Origin of the sequence: Leifsonia stereocauli, assembly GCF_038432415.1 — a bacterium.
Lineage (GTDB): Bacteria > Actinomycetota > Actinomycetes > Actinomycetales > Microbacteriaceae > Orlajensenia > Orlajensenia stereocauli.
Genome location: NZ_JBCAUN010000003.1, coordinates 534051 through 549786, shown reverse-complemented (window position 1 = coordinate 549786; position 15736 = coordinate 534051). Strand labels below are relative to the sequence as shown.

Sequence of the window (15736 nt, the reverse complement as noted above, 5' to 3'; positions counted from 1 at the left end):
TCGCGAAAACGTACCGGGCACAGCGGTCGTGACTCGCAGATCCAGCTCAACGGCATCCGGACCCGAACTCGGAAGTGACGATCAGCTGGTCGGGTTCACGAAGAGGGGGAAGACCTGAACCCGACAGGTCCTCCCCCTCTTCACGTGCGCACGGAGCCTGCGCGCCTGCCGTCAGGGTGGCTGCCCGTACCGTTCCGGGCTGTCCCCTCCTCGTCGAGGTGCCAGCACCGACGCGGTGGCGGCTGCAGCGGACGAGGATCGCCTGCGTGACCTCCTTCCGAACCCGTCGAGCAGCCCGGGTGTGGCTCGCTCGCTACCTGGTGCCGGAGATCCTCGGAACGACGGCCGCCCTGCTGGCCGCGTGGGGCGTGTACGAGGCGACAGGATCCCTGGCGGTCGCCGCGATCGCGGGCACTCTCGCCGAGACCATCGGCTACTACGCCGTCATCGTCGCACGCACGGTGCGCGGGCATGCGGCGACGCACGGCCCCGTCGCCACGACGTGGCTCAGCATCCGCTCGCTCGGTGCCGAGTTCGGACCGGCCGAACTCGTCGACACCCTGCTGGTGCGCCCTGTCCTGCTCTGGGCCATCCCGGCCACGATGGGCGCCACGCCGCTCGCCTGGCTGGTCGGCAAGCTCGCCTCCGACGTCGTGTTCTACGCCATCACCATCACGAGCTTCGAGCTCGGCAAGCGTGTCATCCTGCCTCACCCGAAGGAGAACCATGACCCCCGCATCCCTCTCGACGCTGCCGGCCCCGTCGGTCCGGCGGTCCGCTGACGACGACGGGCAGATCGCCCGAACCGCCGCGGCCCGGGTCCCGGTCTCCACACACCGCGACAGGGTGCGTGCCGAGCTCGCTCGGTACAGCGCCGCCATCGGGCTGACCGGCATCGTGCGGCGCCATGGCTCGCCGCTCCTGGTGCTCGACACCGCCCGGGTGCGCGAACAGCTCGACCTGCTGCGGCGGGAACTGCCTGCCGCGCACATCCACTTCGCGACCAAGGCCCTGCCGCATCCGGCCGTGGTCAGCACCATCGCTGAGGCCGGTGCCTCGTTCGAGGTCGCGTCACGAGGCGAGATCGCTCTCCTCAGCGACGCGGGCGTCGACGTCGGGCGCACGCTGCACACGCATCCGATCCGGTCACGGGCGGATGTCGCCGACGCCTACTGCAGCGGCATCCGTCGTTTCGTGGTCGACAACCCGGGCGAGCTGTCGAAGCTCGCCGTGCTGCCCCGCGACATCGACGTGCTCGTGCGGCTGAGCTTTCCGAACCCCGCCGCCGGGTGCGACCTCTCCACGAAGTTCGGCGCGACCGAGGTGCAGGCGGCGGCTCTCGTGGAGCAGGCCATCGGTCTGGGCGTGGGAGTCGCCGGCTTCAGCTTCCATGTGGGGAGCCAGACCACGACCGTCGCACCGTTCGAGCGCGCGATCGGCCGCACGACCCGCCTGATGAGCGAACTCGAGGCACGCACCGGGGCGCGCTTCTCCGTGCTCGACCTCGGCGGCGGCTTCCCGATCGGCTACGACGAGGCCGTTCCCGATCTGGCCGTGCTGGGTGCCGGCATCCGCAATGCCATCGCCGCGAGCGGGCGGAACGACACCGTGCTCCTGGAACCCGGCCGGTTCGTCACCGCCACGGCGATGACGCTGGTCTCCCGCGTGGTCGGATCGAGCGACCGGGTCGACGGACGTTGGCATTACCTCGACGACGGGCTGTACGGCAGCTATTCGAACGTGCTGACGGAGGGGGTGCATCCGCTGGTCTTCGCCGCGAGCGAGCTCTCGGGATCGTCGGTCCCGGAGCCCGCACGCGAACGCGTCACCCTGGCCGGACCGACCTGCGACAGCGTCGACGTGATCGCCCGCGGCGTCGAGTTGCCCGTGCTGGGCGAGGGCGACCTGCTCGTGAGTCCGATGATGGGCGCGTACACCTCGGTGACGGCTTCTGGGTTCAATGGACTCGAGCCGACGCCGATCCATGTGATCGACGCCGGCCCGCTCCGCTTCTAGACCAGCGAGTCCCGCCAGGCCGCGTGCAACTGGGCGAAGCGGCCGGTGCCCGAGATGAGGTCGTCGGGTGTGCCGTCCTCCACGATGCGGCCGTACTCCATGACCAGCACCCTGTCTGCGATCGCCACAGTCGACAGCCGGTGGGCGATGATGACAGCCGTCCGGTCCGCGAGCAGGGTCTGCAGCGCCTCCTGCACGAGACGCTCGCTCGGGATGTCGAGGGACGACGTCGCCTCATCGAGGATGAGCACAGCCGGGTCGGCGAGGAACGCCCGCGCGAACGAGATCAACTGGCGCTGACCCGCGCTCACGCGCCCGCCGCGCTTGTTCACGTCGGTGTCGTAGCCGTTCGGCAGCCCCTCGATGAACTCGTGGGCCCCGACGGCCTTCGCCGCTGCCACGATCTCGTCGAACGACGCCTCGGGCTTGCCGATGGCGATGTTGTCGGCGACAGACCCCGAGAACAGGTAGGCCTCCTGCGTGACCATGACGATCGCACGCCGCAGGTCCTTGGGGTGCAGGTCGCGCAGGTCGACGCCGTCGAGCGTTACGGCCCCATCGGACGGGTCGTAGAACCGCGAGATGAGCTTGGCGAGGGTGGTCTTGCCCGCACCGGTCGACCCGACGAGGGCGATCGTCTGGCCGGCCGGCAGCTCCAGGTCGAACTGCGGCAGGATCTCGCGATCGGACCTGTAGGCGAACCTCACACCCTGGAACCGCACCGTGCCCTTGGCCTCCCAGAGGTCGATGGGCTTCACGGGATCCGGCACGCTCGGCTTCTCCTCGAGCACGCCCGAGATCTTCTCGAGCGCCGCCGCGGCCGACTGGTAGGAGTTGTAGAACATCGCCATCTCCTCCATGGGGTCGAAGAAGCGCCGCGTGTAGAGCAGGGCCGCGAGCAGCACGCCGATCGCCACCTGCCCGTCGATCACGCGGAATCCGCCGACCAGCAGGACGACGCCGACGGCCACGTTGCCGATGAGCACGAGGCCGGGGTCGAAGATGCCGAACAGCTGGATGACGCGCGCGTTCACGTCGCGGTAGTCCTCGGTGAGGTCGCCGAACTCCTCGCCGTTGCGCTTCTCCACCCGGAACGCCTTGACGGCACGGATGCCGGTCATGGTCTCGACGAACTTCACGATGAGCTTCGCCGAGGCGACGCGCGACTCACGGAACAGGCTCTGCGAACGCTTCTGGAACCAGCGCGTGAGCACGAACAGCGGCACCAGCGAGACGACGAGCACGAGGCCGCTCACCCAGTCCAGGGTGAACAGCGCGATGCCGATGAAGCCCATGTACAGCACCCCGCGGATGAGGCCGTTGATGCCCTCGTCGAGGAGTTCGCGGATGGCGTCGAGGTCGCTGGTCTGGCGCGAGATGATACGACCAGACGTGTACGACTCGTGGAACTCGAGGCTGAGTCGCTGCGTCTGCAGGAACACGCGCGTGCGCAGGTCGATGAGCACCGCCTGGCTGATGCGGGCGCTCAGCACCGTGTACCAGGCGATCAGTACGGCACCGAGCACGCCGGTGACGAGGTAGGCGCCGCCGACGAGCCCGAGCGGACCCCAGTCCTGCTCCATGAGGGCCGGAAGGCCCTGGTCGATGCCCATCGCGATCAGCGCGGGCCCGGCCACCTGGAACGCCGTCGAGAACACGATGACCACGACGGCGAGCACCACCTGCGGCCGCAGCGGTCGCAGGAGCGACCCGAGCAGGTGCAGCGAGCGCCGGCGGATCTGGCGCGACTCCTCCTTAGTGAAGTCGTTGCGCTCCTCACCCTCCACTCCGGTGACGCTCATCGGTTCACCCCCTCCTTCTCGTCGAACAGATCTCGGTCGGTCTGGCGCGCCTGGTCGCGGCGCTCCTCGTCCTCCAGGCTCGAAATCACGAACCTGTAGTGGTCGTTGGTCTCCAACAGCTCGGAATGGCGTCCGACGGCCGTGATGCGGCCGTCCTGCAGCAGTGCGACCCTGTCGGCGAGCATGACCGTCGACGGCCTGTGCGCCACGATGAGCGCCGTCGTCGAGGCGAGCACCCTGCGCAGGGCTGCCTCCACGAGCGCCTCGGTGTCGACGTCGAGCGCCGACAGCGGGTCGTCGAGCACGAGCACGGCGGGCTTCGCCGCGACGGCGCGGGCGAGGGCGAGCCGCTGGCGCTGGCCGCCCGAGAGGCTCATGCCCTCCTCGCCCACCGTGGTGTCGACGCCGTCGGGGAGGTCGTGCACGAACCCGGCCTGGGCGATCTCCAGCGCTTCGGCGAGGGCGGCATCCGCTTCAGGACTGCGCTCTGCGAACTCGGGGCGTCCGAGCAGCACGTTGTCGCGGACCGACGCCGAGAACAGCGTCGCGTCCTCGAAGGCCATGGCGATGTGACGACGCAGCTCCTCGCGGCTGAGGTCGCGCACGTCGACGCCGTCGAGTCGCACCGCACCCCCGGTGACGTCGTACAGGCGCGTGGTGAGAGCCGTGATGGTCGACTTGCCCGAACCCGTGAGTCCGACGAGCGCCATGGTCTCCCCCGGTCGCAGGGTGAGTTCGACCCCGTCGACGAGATCGGGAAAGCGCTCAGGCGAGTCCTGGTAGCGGAAGTGCACGGCGTCGAAGTGGAGCTCGCCCTGCGGGTCGGTGATCGTCACCGGGGCCTCGGGGTCGCGGATGGCGTTCACCTCGTCGAGGATGTCGAAGAAGCGGTCGGTCGCCGTGCGGGTGTCGAAGGTCATCGACAACAGGAATCCGATCGATTCCACGGGGAAGCGCAGCACTGTCGCCGTCGCGAAGAAGGCCACCAGCGTTCCGACACTGAGCTCGCCCTGGGCCGCGAGCCAGGTGCCCACCACGAGGCAGAGCGCGAAGGCGACATCCGGAACCATGAGCAACCACAGCCAGATACCGGCGATCGCGCGGGCCTTCTCGATCTCGGTTCCGCGCAGGTCCTCGGCCTGCGAGGTGAAGTTCTTGAGCGCGTGCCTTCCCCGGCCGAACGCCTTCAGCACCCTGATGCCGTGCACAGACTCCTCGACGGCCGTCGCCAGGTCTCCTGCCTGGTCCTGGCTGCGCCTGGCGATGGTGGAGTACTTGCCCTCGAACACGAAGCCGTAGATCCAGAGCGGGATCGAGCAGGCGAAGAAGATGAGGCCGAGGATCCAGTTCATCGAGATGAGGATGCCGAACCCCACGATGATCGTGAGCACGTTGACGACGAGCAGGATGATGCCGAAGGCGAGGAACCGGCGGATGAGGCCGAGGTCGCTGACGGCTCGCGAGAGCAGCTGGCCACTGGGCCAGCGGTCGTGGAACGCCACCGGGAGGTCCTGCAGCTGCGCGTAGAGACCGTTGCGCATGCTCGCCTCGACGTGGGTGCCCGGCGTGAGCACGAACCAGCGTCGGAGGCCGATGAGGATGGCCTCGAGCACGCCGAGCCCGATGACGAGCAGCGAGGCCGGCAGGATCGCCGAGGCGTCACCCGTCGACAGCGGACCGTCGACGAGGACCTGCAGGATCTGCGGGATGGCGAGCGCGACCAGGCTGGCGAGCAGCGCCGAGACCGCGCCCAGGATGAGGAAGGGCACGGCGGGCTTGACGTAGGGGTAGAGCCTCATCAGGGTCCGGACCGTTCCGGGACGGTCTTGAGGCGGGTGCTGGTGCTGAACGGATGCGGGCATGTCTCGCTGTCTCTGACGGGGTGGCCGAGGAGCCTGCTCGTGGCGCGGCCGTGCTGAAGACCGGCGTCGGCGAGCGGGATCCCGCTGTCGGCGTGGTGTTGATGGTGTGAGCGCCTGTCGGTCGTGCGGACCGGCGCTGTGCGGAACGGGCGTCGCCCGTGCGGCGTGCGGTGCGGCTACTCCGTGATCGCGGCGAGGCGTGCCGCGACGACAAGGCCGGTGGTCGCTCCGGATCGGGGCGTCGGCTTCTGTGTCTTCGTCATGGCATCCTCCTGCGCGTCTTCGTTGGATCTGGGTGCCACCGTCGCGTTCGGGCGGCAGGCAGCCTTGCAGACTATACCCGCGCATCCGTCGACCGCAACGGCTGCGTCGAGCCGACTGCTGCCCGAGTGTCGATTACGCTGACGGGAGTGTCGGCATGGCGGCGGACGCGGACGAGACGAGGGGGCGCCGGTGGGATCGATCCGTCTCGCCGTGCTCCGAGCGCGAGCCCACGCGGGACTCCTCCTCGGCCTCGGAGCGGTCGTGGCCGCAGCGGCGCTGGCCGGTGTCGGCATCATCGGCGGGCTCGCCACCTCGACGGCGACCGGCGTGCACGATGCCCTGGCGGCATCCGGACCATCCACCGAGTTCGTGGTCACGGCCGACCCGTCCGATCCCGACGATGCTGCGGCCGCCCAGGATGCCGTCGACGCCCTCATCGGCGAGACGGTCGAGCACGGCGAGGTGGAGCGCTTCGTCGACGGAGACGACCGGCTGGTGTGGGTGATCACCCCGGCCGAGAACGCGCTGACGCCCGTCGGTGCGACCGAGCTGCGCCACGAGATCGACGACCTCGTGTCAGTGCTCGACACGGCGACCATCCCCGCCACGACGATGTCCAGCTCCGGGGCGCTGCCTTCCACCCTCGCCGAGCTCGATCGCGGTGTCGTCGCGGTGGCGTCCGTGCAGCCGGTTCCGCTGCTGCTCGTGTTCGTCTTCGCGTGGTTCGCGCTGGCCCAGATCGCCCGCCTTCTCCGCAGTGCCCGCGCGGACGAGGGCGAGCTGCTCACGGCGCGAGGGATGACGGCGCCGCAGCTCGGCACGCTGGCCGTTCTCGAGTCGGCCGTGACCGTGATCCCGGCGGCGATCGTCGGCACGGCGGTCGCCGTCGCCGCGCTGGGGTTGCTCCAGCCCGTCGAGGCATCCTCGCTGAGCGGCTGGCCGTTCGCCGTCGCCGTCGCCCTTCTGGCGCTTCTCGTGGCCGGCTTCAGCGCCGCACGGGGTGCGATCGGCGGGGCCGCCGGGCGTCGGGCAGAGCGCTCGGGCCGAGGCGTCGGCACCCTCGCGGTCACGGCTACCGGCGCGATTCTCGCCACTGTCGCAGCATCCGTCTCCGTAGCTCAGCTGCTGCAGTACGGCTCGCCTCTCGTTCCCGCAGCCGACGGCGGGGTGCGCGTCGACCTCATCGCCGAGTTCGCCCCTGTGCTCGTGCTGGTGGCCGGCGCGATGATCGCCGTGCTCGTGCTGCGGCCCGTCGTCGTCGCCGTCGAGCGAGCGTCGGCACGGGGAACCGGGCTCGCCGGCTCTCTCGCCGCCCGCCAGGTCGCGCGCCGCTTCCCGATGTTCCAGGTGGCCGTGCTCCTGGTCTGCCTGGCCGTGGGCAGCGCAGTGTTCGCCTCGGGGTACTCCGCGACCTGGCGTGCCCTGGCCGAGGCCTCGGCCCAGCAGGCCACTGGAACGTCGGTGCGGGTGGCCCTCGCAGACGACTCGACGGCCGGGACGACGACTGCGGTGCGCGAGATCGACGGGGTGACGGATGCCGCCCCCGTCGCCACGGCTCCCATCCGGGTGGGCGACGACCCGGCCTCGCTCACAGCCCTCTCGCCCGCGGAGATGACAGGGGTGCTCGCCGACGTCGGCGGCACCGTCGACACAGCTGCCATGGCCGCAGCACTCGCCGAGGACGTACGGCCCGGCCTCGCCCTCCCCGAGGGCTCCGAGTCGTTGCGGCTCGATCTCGGCGTCTCGGCACCGGACGACAGCCGTCGCGGCGCGATCGCGCTGAGCGCCTGGCTCGCCGACGCCGATGGCGCGCTCGTCTCGATCGCCCTCGGTTCACTCGAGGTCGACGGTCCAGGACGCGTCACGCTCTCGGCCGAACTGCCCGCCGCCGACGACGGCTGGAACCTGCTCGCCGTCGATGGTCGACTGAGCGCCGCCGATGGCGCCGTCGGGATCGTCATCGAGCTGACCGCCCTCGAGACCTCGCCTGCAGCCCCACAGACGCTCGCCCTGCCGAGCGAGCCCGATGCCACGCTGGCATCGACCGAGCCGCTCGGCCGGATCATGGCGACGGATGCCGCAGGCCAGGGCGTGCCGGCCGTGATCTCGACCGCCCTCGCCGACAAGCGCGGGCTGCGGGTCGGCGACCTGTTCGACTACCAGTTCGACGGCCTGCTGCGTTCCGGGTCCGCCGTCGTCGCCGGCCTGACGCCGTCGGTGCCCGGGTCGACCGACCAGCTCGCGGCGCTCTTCCCGCTCGCCACCCTCGATGACGACCTGCTGCGCGGCAACGACACGACGGCCGAGGCGAACGAGGTCTGGGCTGCGGCCGATGATCCGGCTCGTGTAGCGGCAGCCATCGAGCCCGCGCTGGCCGCCGGCGCCTCCGCTGCCGCCGGGCCGGACGCCGTCACGATCGCGGCTCCCGGCGCCGCGACGCTGCTCGCAGAGCCTGTCGTCGTCGCCGTGTGGGTCGGCGTCGGGGCAGCCATCGCCCTGGCCCTCATCGCGACCGTCGGCATCCTCTCGGCGCTGGGCGCCGCCCGCTCCGGCGAGGTGGCGCTCCTCCGCGCGATCGGGGTGCCGTCGCGTGCGCAGGCCAGGGGCCGCGCTGTCGAGCTCATGGTCGCCGTCGTCGCCGGCGGCCTCGTCGGGCTCGCCGTCGGAGCCGCGACGGTGGCGCTCACGGCCGCGCAGTTCGCTGCGGCATCCGTCGCCGAGGCATCTCTCGTCGCGGGCCTGCCACCATCCGTCGGCGTGCTCGCCCTCGCACTGGCCCTGCTCGCCCTCGGCCTGCCGCTGGCCGTCATCATCGCGCTGCACGCCCGCTCCGTGCGTCTCCGTGCCTCCAGCCCTTCGGCCGTCGGGGAGGCATCGTGAGTCGTCGTTCAGCACATTCCGGCCCGGCGCTCCTGCTGCGCCATCTCGCGGCCCACCCGGCCGGCGGACTCACCGTGGCCGTGCTCGTCGTCCTGCTGTCCGCCCTCGCGGCCGCAGCGCCGCGGGCGGTCGAGGCCATGCACACCCGATCGCTCGACTACGCCGTCAGCGCGCTCGAGCCCGCGCAACGCGACATCACCGGCGGTGCGATCGGCGTGCCCGACCCCGGCGCCGGTGCCACGTCGGGACCTCATGCGCTGCCACCGGAGTCCCAGCCGTCGTGGGGCGCGTTCAACGACGAAGTCGTGGCCCTCCACGACAGCCTGCCGTCTCCGCTCCGCGAGGCGACGGGTCGGCCGCAGTACTTCCTGTCGCAGGACAGCCTGCCCATCACCAGGGCGGGCGACGAGAACTACGGCGAGCTGGCCCTCGCCTACGACCCGCGATCCTCCGAGCACGTGCGGTACACCGACGGCTCGCCGCCCTCTGAGACGGATGACGATGTCGTCGAGATCGGCCTCGGCACCGTCAACGCCGACATCCTCTCCTGGGGCGTCGGCGAGACCCGCCAGATCCAGGCCGACCGTGGCGAGACGTTCAGCGCCCGCCTGTCGGGCGTCTTCGAGCCCGTCGACCCCGATGACGACTACTGGTCGCACGCTCCCCTGCTGCTCGAACCGAGCCTCGTGCAGGAGCCGCTCGGCCCTCCGGTGTACACGGTGACAGGGCTCGTCGACTCCTCGGAGCTTCCCGCCCTCGCCATGTCGCCCACTGCGGTGCGCGTCGAGGTGTGGTTCCCGCTCGACCCCGACGCCGTGACGCAGGCCGACGCGCCGGCGCTGGTCGAGCAGTTGCGCCGCCTCGAGTCGGCTCCTCCCACCGTCATGATGACGCGGACCGAGTTCTTCGAGTCCATGCTGTCGTTCTCCGCCGGTCCGTCCGACACCATCGAGGACACCCTGACGACGGATGCCGCCGTCGACGCCGTGCTCGCCATGACGGCCTCCGGCCCCCTCGGCGTGATGATCGCCGTGCTGCTGCTCGGCTGCCGGATGATCAGCGGCCGACGGGCCGATGCCCTTCGCCTGCTCGCGGCCCGAGGAGCGAGCGGCGGCACCCTGCGTGGCGTCATGGCGAACGAGGGGCTGGTGATCGGCGTTCCAGCCGCGATCGTGGGATCGTTCATCGGAATCCTCGTCACCACCGGCCAGGTCACGGTGGGCGCCCTCCTGCTGCCGGTCCTGCTCGGGCTCCTGCCGGCGGTGCTCCTCGCGCTTCCGGCGCCCGACCTCCGGCGCGGCGAGCGCGACGACCTCGACGGCGCGAGCCGGGCCTCTGGGCGGGTGCGGATCATCGTCGAGCTCGTCGTCGTCGGCCTCGCGGCCGTGGCGACCTTCGCGCTGATGCAGCGGGGGCTCACGACGGCGGCAGCGGCATCCGGAATCGATCCGCTGCTCGCCGCGGCTCCCCTGCTGCTCGCGCTGGCCGTCTGCGTTGCCGCGCTCAGGCTCTACCCGCTGCCGCTGGCGTGGCTGGCTCGGCGCTCGCACGCGCGGCGGGGCCTCAGCGCCTACCTCGGACCGGTGCGGGCGCTCCGCGATCCGGCGACCGGCCTCGCCCCTGTGCTGGCGCTGGTTGTGGGGGTCGCCGTCGCCGTCTCGTCAGGAGTACTGCTCACGACCATCCGGTCCGGCATCGACGACGCAGCACTGACGGCCGTTGGTGCGGACCTGCGCGTGAAGGGCACGCCGCTCACCACCGAGCAGGTGGAGGAGATCGGCACCGTTCCCGGAGTCGCGGACGCCGCTGCGGTGTCCGGCGCGAACAGCGCGCTCATCGACGTCGACGGTCGCCGCACCAACACCTCGATCATCGTCGTCGACACCGAGGCCCTCGGCAGGGTGCAGGGCGACGCTCCCGGCGCCATTCCGGTCGGGGCAGCGCTGCGCGCCGACGGCGACGCGGTCCCGATCGTGGCGTCGGGGGCGACGACGGCCGCTGTCGGCAGGTCGACGGATGCCACCCTCGACGGAGAGCCGATCACCATAGTCGCGACGGTCGACGGCAGCACGGCGCTCAGCACTCGGGCGAACTGGGCCGTCGTCGACAGCCGCTTCGCCGACAGGGTCGGAGTCGTCAACCCCGTCACCCACGTGATGCTGCTCCGAGTCGAGCCCGGTTCCGATCTCGAGGCCACCCGGGCTGCCGTGCAAGCCGTGGCGGGTGACGAGGCGACGGTCGACACCCCGGCCGATTCCGCCGCGGTCCTGACCTCGGCTCCGGCTGCGGCCGGCCTGCAGTCCGCCCTGCTCATCGGCATCGCGGTCACGGCCCTGCTCAGCGCCCTCACCATCGCGATGACCCTCGTGCTCGGAGGCCCGGCCAGGGCCCGAATCCTGGTACTGCTGCGGATGCTCGGAGGAGGCCGCCGTGAGGCTCGCTCGCTCGCCGTCTGGGAGATCGCGCCGATGGCCGTGGTCGCGCTGGTGTTCGGCGCAGCGCTCGGAATCGGCCTGCCGCTCGTGATCCTCGCCGGCGTCGACCTGCGCGGATTCACAGGAGGCCGGCTGCAGCCTGCGCTCGCGGTCGACCCGCTCCTCACCCTCGCCCTCGTGCTCGGCTTCGTGCTGGTGACGGCCCTGTGCACGTTCATCGCGCTGTTCGCCTCCGGGAGGGCCCACGCCAGTGCGATCCTGAGGACAGTGGAGGCCTGACAACCATGGAGAAGACGGAGACCCGCGTGACCGACACGACAGAGACCGGCGAGCCCGACGTGATCTGCTCCGACCTCGTCCGCATCTTCACCGCGCAGGGGGTGGAGGTCCAGGCGCTTCAGGGACTCAACCTGCGCCTCGATCGCGGCGAGCTGGTCGCCCTCATCGGGGCGTCCGGCTCCGGGAAGTCGACCCTGCTCGGCATCCTGTCCGGACTCGATGTCCCCACGGCCGGCATCGCCCGAGTGGCCGGTCACGACCTGCTCGCCCTAGGTCGACGCGAGCGGGTGGCCTTCCGTCGTCGCAGCGTCGGCTTCGTCTGGCAGCAGACCGGACGGAATCTGCTTCCCTACCTGACGGCCGCTGAGAACGTCGCCGCCGCTCTGGCCGTCGCCGGCGCCCGCGGCGATCGCGACGCACGTGTCCGGGAGGTGCTCGAGGTGCTCGACGTCGCCGGGGTCGCCGATCGACGGCCGGCGCAGATGTCGGGCGGTCAGCAGCAGCGCGTCGCCATTGCCGTCGCCATCGCGAACGAGCCGCGGGTTCTGCTGGCCGACGAGCCCACCGGCGAACTCGACGAGGCGACCTCGGCATCGGTCCTCGAGGCCATGCGCTCGGTGAACGAGCGCCTGGGGGTGACGACGCTCATCGTCACCCACGACCCCACTGTGTCGGAGCACGTGGCACGCACGGTGCAGATCCGTGACGGGCGCACCTCCACCGAGGTGCTGCGCAGCACCCGCACAGACGAGCACGGGGCCGAACAGGCCGTCGCGGAGGAGTTCGCCGTGCTCGACCGAGTCGGTCGTCTGCAGTTGCCGCACGACTTCGTCGGAGCCCTCGGCCTGCACGACAGGGTGCGACTATCGCTCGAACCCGACCACGTGGCCGTGCGCCCGGGTCAGGAGCAGCGCCCGGCTGCCGCTCCCCCGGTTCCGGCTGCGACGCCGGCTCCCGAGCCGTCGACGGTTCAGGATGCCGCACCCTCCGCAGCGCCTGCTGCACCGGCACCAGCCGCACCCGCGGCACCCCCTCGCGGCCGTCACGCCGCCCCCACACAGGAGGACGCCTCATGAGCATCGCACTGCGGGCCGAGGGCCTCAGCCGCCACTACACGGTCGGCGACGCCGTCGTGCGCGCCGTCAACGATGTCTCGCTCAGCGTCTCGCCGGGTGAGCTGCTCGTCGTGCGCGGATCGTCAGGCGCCGGTAAGACGACCCTGCTCAACCTGCTCGGAGGTCTCGACAGCCCGACGGCGGGGCAGGTCTGGGTGGGCGACCGGGAACTCACCAGCCTCAGCGAGGACGAGCTCGCAGAACTCCGCCGCACGGGTCTCGGCTACATCTTCCAGGGGTTCGGGCTGATCCCGGTGCTGTCGGCAGCCGAGAACGTCGAGGTGCCTCTCCGGCTGGCCAGGACCGAGGCAGCCGAACGCGACGCCCGCGTCGCCGAGGCGCTCGCACTCGTCGGGCTGTCCGACCACGCCGCCCAGCGTCCGGCGGAGCTGTCCGGCGGGCAGCAGCAGCGCGTGGGCATAGCCCGTGCACTGGTGTCGCGTCCCGGCATCCTCCTCGCCGACGAGCCCACCGGGCAGCTCGACAGTGGAACCGCCGCGACGGTCATGGACCTGATCTCGGGACTGGTGCACGACCGCGGCATTGCGGCGATAGTCTCCACCCACGACCCGCTCCTGGTGCAGCGCGCAGACCGCGTGCTCGAGATGCACGACGGGCGACTGCGCGCGGCAGACGACCTCAGCGCACCCGTACGCTGAGGCAGGTGACGCAGCCCTCGAGCTTCTCGAATTCGGAGATGTCGACGGTCACCACCCTGTAGCCCAGGTCGGAGATGAGCGCGGCGCTGACCGGGGCGGACCCGGCCATGAGCACGGTGTCTGGTGCGAGTTCGACGACGTGGGCTCCCCCGGCCTCGGGCACGGCCACGAAGCGGTCGAAGACCGTGATGTCATCGAGCAGCGGCGGGTAGCCGATCACGGTGCCGTCCGGCAGGGCCGTCGCAGCGCTCTTGAGGTGCAGGGCCTTCGTGAGCGGCACGGCGACGACCGTGTAGCCGAGGGGCGCGAGCAACACGCGGAGTTGGCGGATGCCCTCGGCATTGGTGCGCGTCGACCGGCCGACGTACACAGTCGCGCCGACCTTGAGCACGTCGCCGCCGTCCAGGGTTCCCGGCAGCTCGATGCGCTCGACCTGCACGCCCGGGATCGAGCGCACCGACTCCTCGGCTCCGGCGATCTCGCCGCGTCGGGCCTCGGATCCGGGGCTCGCGATCACGGCGACGTCGCCGAACATGACCACTGCGTCCTCGACGAACACGGAGTCGGCGAGCAGAGGCTCGGCCGGAACCTCCACGACCTCCCAGCCCTCCGCGGTCATGGCCGCGCAGTAGTTGTCCCACTGCTCGTCGGCGACCTCCGAGTCGATCCCCTCGCGCTCGATATGGGTCACGATGCCCTCGGCGAGGTTCTCGGCCGGAACGCGTACGAGGGCGATCCGGCGGGACTGGCCCGACGAGCCCACGCCGTATCCGAGCACGATGGCGGTGATGCTGCGACCGAGGGTGACCTCGCCGAGCGTCACCGCGAGCACGAACAACAGGTTGAAGCCGATGAGGCTCGCGAAGATCTGCCCGAGCACGGCACCGTCGATGGCGGTTCCGGCACCGGCGACGGTGAGGATGGAGCCGAGCACGGCGCCGATGAGACCAGCGCCGAGACCACCGGCGAGGGCGGGGAGCCACCAGCGAGTGGCGCCGAGGGCGTTGAAGATCGCCAACAGGACGCCCGCGACGATGGTGGGCACCAGGAAGAAGTTCGCCGCCCCGGTGAGGGCCGCCGTCGCCTGCTGGCCGCCGATGAAGAACGCCAGGCTCGTGACGGCGAGGGCCACGACGACCACGACGAGCGCCGAGAGCACGCCCGCCGTGATGCGGCGTCCGAGGTCGACGGCCGGAACGGGTGGTCGGGTGGCAGCACTCGAGAAAGTCATGAGTGCGACACTACCGGCCACCCGCGCGGTGATCAGGCGGCGTGCAACCGTGCCTCGGCGATGCGTTCAGCCGCCTCCAGCGTCGTCGTGCCGTCGGCGGTGGACTCACGGAAGATCTCGGTGACGGTGTCGCCGATGGCCAGGACCCGCAGCTCGATCGCGTCGAGGTCCGCGTCTCCGGTCGACGCACCGTCCAGGTAGATCACCCCACCGCCGTTGGCCACGAAGTCCGGAGCCCAGAGGATGCCGCGGTCGGCGAGGCGCCTGGCGCCATCGCGCGACGCCAACTGGTTGTTCGCGGCACCGACGACTCCTCGCACCCGCAGTTCGTCGATCACGCGACTCGACAGCGCCCCACCCAGACCGCACGGCACGAACAGGTCCGCCTTCACGGCGTGGGCGTCAGCCGGCTCGACCCAGTGCGCCCCCAGCTCCGTGGCGAGGGCCTTCTTCGAGGTGTCGACATCCGTCACCGTCAGGCGGGCGCCACCGGCCGTCAGCGCCCGAGCGAGCCGGCCGCCGACCTGGCCGAGGCCTGAGATCACGATGTGGCGCCCCGCGACGTCGCGGGAACCGTCGAGGGCTTCTAGGGTGGAGCCGATCGCGGCGAGGACTCCGGATGCCGTGGCGTCGGCAGGCTCGCCCACCCCGCCCTGCTCGGGTGGAAGGCCGCAGACGTGCGCAGTGCGCAGGGCCACGATCGCCATCAATTCGGCGCTCGTTCCCACGTCCTCTGCGGTCATGTACGCACCGTCGAGGCTCTCGACGGCGTCGCCGAGATCGAGCATGGCTGCGTGCCGCCCCTCCTCGGTGAGCACTGTGCCGCGCGGAACGTGGATGACGGCCTTGCCGCCGCCGCGGGCGAGGCCGGCGGCCGCGTTCTTCAACGTCATTGCTGCCGAGAGCCGGAGGGCGTCGGCCAGGGCGTCCTGCCAGTCGTCGTACTGCCAGACGCGGCAACCGCCGAGCGCCTGGCCGAGGCGGGTGGAATGCACCGCCACGATGATCGTGAGACCGGAGCGGCGACCGGTGACGACGAGCACACGCTCATGGTCGAACTCGGGGGCCGATGCTGCAACGTCGGGAGGGGATGCTGGTGCTGTATCGATGAGAGTCATCGTCGATTCTCCTTGAGGATCTGCTTCGTGGGCAGGGTGTGCGGCACGGGGTGTGTGCCGCTCCCAAGGATACGC

The 15736-nt window shown here is 71.0% G+C and carries 10 protein-coding genes; 6 read left to right on the top strand and 4 right to left on the bottom strand.

What is annotated here, in order from left to right:
* Positions 1-266 precede the first annotated feature (266 nt).
* Positions 267-782, top strand: a complete 516-nt coding sequence (locus AADV74_RS16675; protein ID WP_342116287.1) for a hypothetical protein — start codon at positions 267-269, stop codon at positions 780-782.
* Positions 727-2016, top strand: coding sequence for a type III PLP-dependent enzyme (locus AADV74_RS16670; protein WP_342116285.1), 1290 nt, complete (start codon positions 727-729; stop codon positions 2014-2016). The genes AADV74_RS16675 and AADV74_RS16670 overlap by 56 nt, the downstream gene beginning before the upstream one ends.
* On the opposite strand, the gene AADV74_RS16665 is transcribed toward AADV74_RS16670, so the two are convergent.
* Both AADV74_RS16665 and AADV74_RS16660 read right to left on the bottom strand, forming a co-directional pair.
* Positions 2013-3818 (bottom strand): ABC transporter ATP-binding protein, encoded by a 1806-nt coding sequence (locus tag AADV74_RS16665; protein WP_342116283.1) that lies wholly within the window; start codon positions 3816-3818, stop codon positions 2013-2015. The two genes, AADV74_RS16670 and AADV74_RS16665, sit on opposite strands and share 4 nt — an antisense overlap.
* A complete protein-coding gene (locus AADV74_RS16660; RefSeq protein ID WP_342116281.1) occupies positions 3815-5680 on the bottom strand; it encodes an ABC transporter ATP-binding protein in 1866 nt (621 codons plus the stop codon). Before AADV74_RS16660 ends, AADV74_RS16665 begins: the two co-directional genes overlap by 4 nt.
* 453 nt (positions 5681-6133) lie before the next feature.
* Here AADV74_RS16660 and AADV74_RS16655 point away from each other — a divergent pair, with 453 nt between their 5' ends.
* From AADV74_RS16655 to AADV74_RS16640, 4 genes are read left to right on the top strand one after another with little or no spacing between them, the layout of a single operon-like run.
* Entirely contained in the window at positions 6134-8824 is a 2691-nt protein-coding gene (locus tag AADV74_RS16655; RefSeq protein ID WP_342116279.1) for a hypothetical protein, read from the top strand.
* The gene (locus tag AADV74_RS16650; RefSeq protein ID WP_342116278.1) at positions 8821-11538 is read left to right on the top strand and encodes an FtsX-like permease family protein; all 2718 of its coding nucleotides are present in this window, start codon (positions 8821-8823) and stop codon (positions 11536-11538) included. The genes AADV74_RS16655 and AADV74_RS16650 overlap by 4 nt, the downstream gene beginning before the upstream one ends.
* A gap of 5 nt (positions 11539-11543) precedes the next feature.
* Positions 11544-12614, top strand: a complete 1071-nt coding sequence (locus tag AADV74_RS16645) for an ABC transporter ATP-binding protein (RefSeq protein ID WP_425287314.1) — start codon at positions 11544-11546, stop codon at positions 12612-12614.
* On the top strand, positions 12611-13312 hold the full coding sequence (locus AADV74_RS16640; protein WP_342116273.1) for an ABC transporter ATP-binding protein: 702 nt from the start codon (positions 12611-12613) through the stop codon (positions 13310-13312). Before AADV74_RS16645 ends, AADV74_RS16640 begins: the two co-directional genes overlap by 4 nt.
* On the opposite strand, the gene ddaH is transcribed toward AADV74_RS16640, so the two are convergent.
* On the bottom strand, positions 13293-14543 hold the full coding sequence (gene ddaH / locus AADV74_RS16635) for a dimethylargininase (protein ID WP_342116271.1): 1251 nt from the start codon (positions 14541-14543) through the stop codon (positions 13293-13295). The genes AADV74_RS16640 and ddaH overlap by 20 nt on opposite strands.
* Before the next feature lie 32 nt (positions 14544-14575).
* Positions 14576-15661: a Glu/Leu/Phe/Val dehydrogenase family protein gene (locus AADV74_RS16630; protein WP_342116269.1), complete on the bottom strand. Its 1086-nt coding sequence runs from the start codon at positions 15659-15661 to the stop codon at positions 14576-14578.
* Positions 15662-15736: the final 75 nt, after the last annotated feature.

Bases quoted from the DNA above. Each gene is read 5' to 3' on its own strand.
- AADV74_RS16670 (WP_342116285.1), top strand. From the start codon at position 727: ATGACCCCCGCATCCCTCTCGACGCTGCCGGCCCCGTCGGTCCGGCGG.
- AADV74_RS16665 (WP_342116283.1), bottom strand. From the start codon at position 3,818: ATGAGCGTCACCGGAGTGGAGGGTGAGGAGCGCAACGACTTCACTAAG.
- AADV74_RS16660 (WP_342116281.1), bottom strand. From the start codon at position 5,680: ATGCCCGCATCCGTTCAGCACCAGCACCCGCCTCAAGACCGTCCCGGA.
- AADV74_RS16645 (WP_425287314.1), top strand. From the start codon at position 11,544: ATGGAGAAGACGGAGACCCGCGTGACCGACACGACAGAGACCGGCGAG.
- AADV74_RS16640 (WP_342116273.1), top strand. From the start codon at position 12,611: ATGAGCATCGCACTGCGGGCCGAGGGCCTCAGCCGCCACTACACGGTC.
- ddaH (WP_342116271.1), bottom strand. From the start codon at position 14,543: ATGACTTTCTCGAGTGCTGCCACCCGACCACCCGTTCCGGCCGTCGAC.
- AADV74_RS16630 (WP_342116269.1), bottom strand. From the start codon at position 15,661: ATGACTCTCATCGATACAGCACCAGCATCCCCTCCCGACGTTGCAGCA.